Here is a 2,387-nt window from a genome sequence, read left to right on the forward strand (position 1 = left end):
CACCACGCTCACCCTGGACGCCCAGGGAAGGGTGCTCCTTCCCCGCCCCTTGCGGCAGGCCCTGGGCCTGGGACCGGGGACCCGGCTGTTGGCCCTGGTGGAAGACGGGCACCTGCTCCTCATCCCCTGGGAGCGGGCGGAGGAGGAGCTTTGGGCGGAGCTTTCCGACCTCAAGGAGAGCCTCGCCGAGGAGCTCCTGAGGGAGAGGCGGCTTGAGGTCGAGCGGGATGGCTGAGAAGCCGCCCGCGTTTCTTTTGGACGCCTCCGCCCTCCTCGCCTACCTGCAGAGGGAGCCGGGCTTTTTGGCGGTGCGGGAGGCTCTTCGGGAAGGGGCGGCCATCAGCGCCGTGAACCTGGCCGAGGTGGCGGGCAAGCTCAAGGTCAAGGGGAAGGACCCAGACCGCATCTTGAGGCGGCTTCTCGCCATGGGCCTTGAGGTCCTGCCCTTCACCCTGGAAGAGGCCCTGGAGGCGGGCGCCCTAGACCCCTTGACCCGGCCCCTGGGCCTTTCCCTGGGCGACCGGGCCTGCTTGGCCGCTGGGAAGGTGCGCCGCCTGCCCGTCCTCACCACCGACCGCGGCTGGCTCGGGGTGGTGCCGGGGGTGGAGGTGCGCGTGGTGCGCTAAGCCCAGGGGGCCTCGAGGACCCTCCCCCCGGGGAGGAGGGCCTTCAGGTAGGCCACGCGCTCGGGGACCGGAGCCCCCCAGACCTGGCCCACGAACCTCCGGGCGAAGGCCTCCCCCTTGGCCCGCACCCGGGCCCGGGAGTAGCCCCCGGCGTCGTACTCCACCGCCACGGGGCCCTCGGGGGTGAACCACACGGCGTCGGGCTCCTCCACGGGGTGGAGGCGCTTCCGGCTTACCCGCCAGGCTTCGGGATCGGGGGGGACCCCCAGGCGGAGCCTTAGCTCGGCCACCCCCGCCAGGTGGCGGAGGGCGGTGAGGGGGAAGCCCGCCACCTCGGGGAGGGCGTAGAAGACCACGGGCTCGGGGGCGCGGTAGTAGGTGAGGCCCAGATAGCCCGCCACCCGCACCGCCTCCTCCGGGGGGGTGAGGCCCCAGCGCTCCGCCTGTTCCTCGGACCAGGCGAGGTCCACGGAGAGCGGGTGCCCCATCACTGCAGGACCAGGACGGTGAGGGGGGTGCCCTCCTGGACCTCGGCCACCCGGACCACGGCCCTCGTTCCCTCGGGAACGGAAAACAGGTCCGCCGCCGCCGCCCCCAGGAAGAGCTCCAGGGGCGGGGCCTGGCCCTGCTGGATCACCGTGCCCCCCGGGGTGGTGGTGATGGTGGTCTGCTGGCTCCGGGCCCGCACGTAGTCGGAAAGCCCCCTCAAGGAGCCCCGCACCAGGTCGGCCACGAGGGAGGGGGCCTCCTCCCGCACCTGGGCGGGCAGGCCCTGGGCCAGATCCGCCCCCAGGACCACGGCCTTGAGGGGGTAGACCTTTCCCGCCAGCACCGCCTGGTCCAGGTTCACCTCCACCCGCCGGGTGGGGGAGAGCTTGGCCTTCCCCAGGAAGGTGGCCCCGTCCTCGGTCTCCAGGGCCACGGGCACCTCTTGCCCCTCGGGCACCACGAGCTTCACGGCCAGCCTCCCGGGAAGCCGGGTGCCGGGGAGGTAGGGCCTTGCGTCCCCGGGGGCCGCCTGGTTCGGTTTGCCCGGAGGAGAGGCCCCGGGATTGCCCGGAGGAGGGGCCCCAGGGCTGGAGGCCGAGGCCCCCGGACCGAAGATATCGGGCAGGTTGCGCTCAAAGAGGCCCGGCTCCGAGGGCGGGGGAGGGGGGCTTGCCTGGGCTTGCGGGGCCTCCCGCTTCTGGTAGGCCACGAAGGAGGCCATGGGGGGCACCTGGCCCTTGTCCTCGCCGGAGCGGGTGTAGAGGGCGAGGGACGGGGCCTGGGCGCTTCCCCCTCCCCCGGAGAGGGGGACGGCCAGGGTGGGGCCCTTTTCCGCCTTGTCCTCCCCCCCTCCGGGGCGGGTGTAGAGGGCAAGCCCGGGCGCGGGGGCCGCCCCCTCCTGGGCCGCCGGGCGCAGGTAGAGGGTCATGGCCGGGGCGAGGTCGGCCTGGAGCGCGCCCGCCCCAGCGGGGTACGCCCCCGAGGGCGCGGGGGGAGGTGGGACCTCCCCGGTGGGGGCGGGCGTGGGCGGAGGCGGAACGGGCCCGGCGGGGGCCTGGGGCGTCCCGGTGGAGCCTTGGCCGGGCGCCTGGCCCTGGGGGCTTTCCCCAGCCGCTTCGCCCTGGGAAGGTCCTTGTGGACCACCATGCACGAGTTCGTGGCCCAGCCCCCCCCGGGCTTCCGCGCTTTGGACCTCGCCAAGGGGCTTTTGGAGCTCGGCTTCCACCCGCCCACGGTCTACTTCCCCTTGATCGTCAAGGAGGCCCTCATGGT

At 74.0% G+C, this 2,387-nt stretch carries 5 protein-coding genes; 3 read left to right on the forward strand and 2 right to left on the reverse strand.

The annotated features are described in order from the left end of the window. Together AC01Y6_RS09435 and AC01Y6_RS09440 are read left to right on the forward strand one after the other, a co-directional pair. Positions 1-235 (forward strand): AbrB/MazE/SpoVT family DNA-binding domain-containing protein (locus AC01Y6_RS09435; RefSeq protein WP_476671268.1); only part of this gene is annotated, 235 nt, incomplete at its 5' end. Then, entirely contained in the window at positions 228-626 is a 399-nt protein-coding gene (locus tag AC01Y6_RS09440) for a type II toxin-antitoxin system VapC family toxin (RefSeq protein ID WP_476671270.1), read from the forward strand. The genes AC01Y6_RS09435 and AC01Y6_RS09440, both read left to right, overlap by 8 nt. Here AC01Y6_RS09440 and AC01Y6_RS09445 read toward each other — a convergent pair. Together AC01Y6_RS09445 and AC01Y6_RS09450 are read right to left on the reverse strand one after the other, a co-directional pair. Further along, positions 623-1,096: a hypothetical protein gene (locus tag AC01Y6_RS09445; RefSeq protein WP_476671271.1), complete on the reverse strand. Its 474-nt coding sequence runs from the start codon at positions 1,094-1,096 to the stop codon at positions 623-625. The two genes, AC01Y6_RS09440 and AC01Y6_RS09445, sit on opposite strands and share 4 nt — an antisense overlap. 17 nt (positions 1,097-1,113) lie before the next feature. After that, positions 1,114-2,043, reverse strand: coding sequence for a hypothetical protein (locus AC01Y6_RS09450; protein ID WP_476671272.1), 930 nt, complete (start codon positions 2,041-2,043; stop codon positions 1,114-1,116). 147 nt (positions 2,044-2,190) lie between these two features. On the opposite strand from AC01Y6_RS09450, the gene AC01Y6_RS09455 reads away from it, so the two are divergent. Beyond that, on the forward strand, positions 2,191-2,387 hold a 197-nt coding region (locus AC01Y6_RS09455; RefSeq protein ID WP_476671273.1), incomplete at its 3' end, for a hypothetical protein.

The sequence above is a fragment of the Thermus sp. genome (assembly GCF_056332225.1).

Bases quoted from the DNA above. Each gene is read 5' to 3' on its own strand.
- AC01Y6_RS09440 (WP_476671270.1), top strand. From the start codon at position 228: ATGGCTGAGAAGCCGCCCGCGTTTCTTTTGGACGCCTCCGCCCTCCTC.
- AC01Y6_RS09450 (WP_476671272.1), bottom strand. From the start codon at position 2,043: ATGACCCTCTACCTGCGCCCGGCGGCCCAGGAGGGGGCGGCCCCCGCG.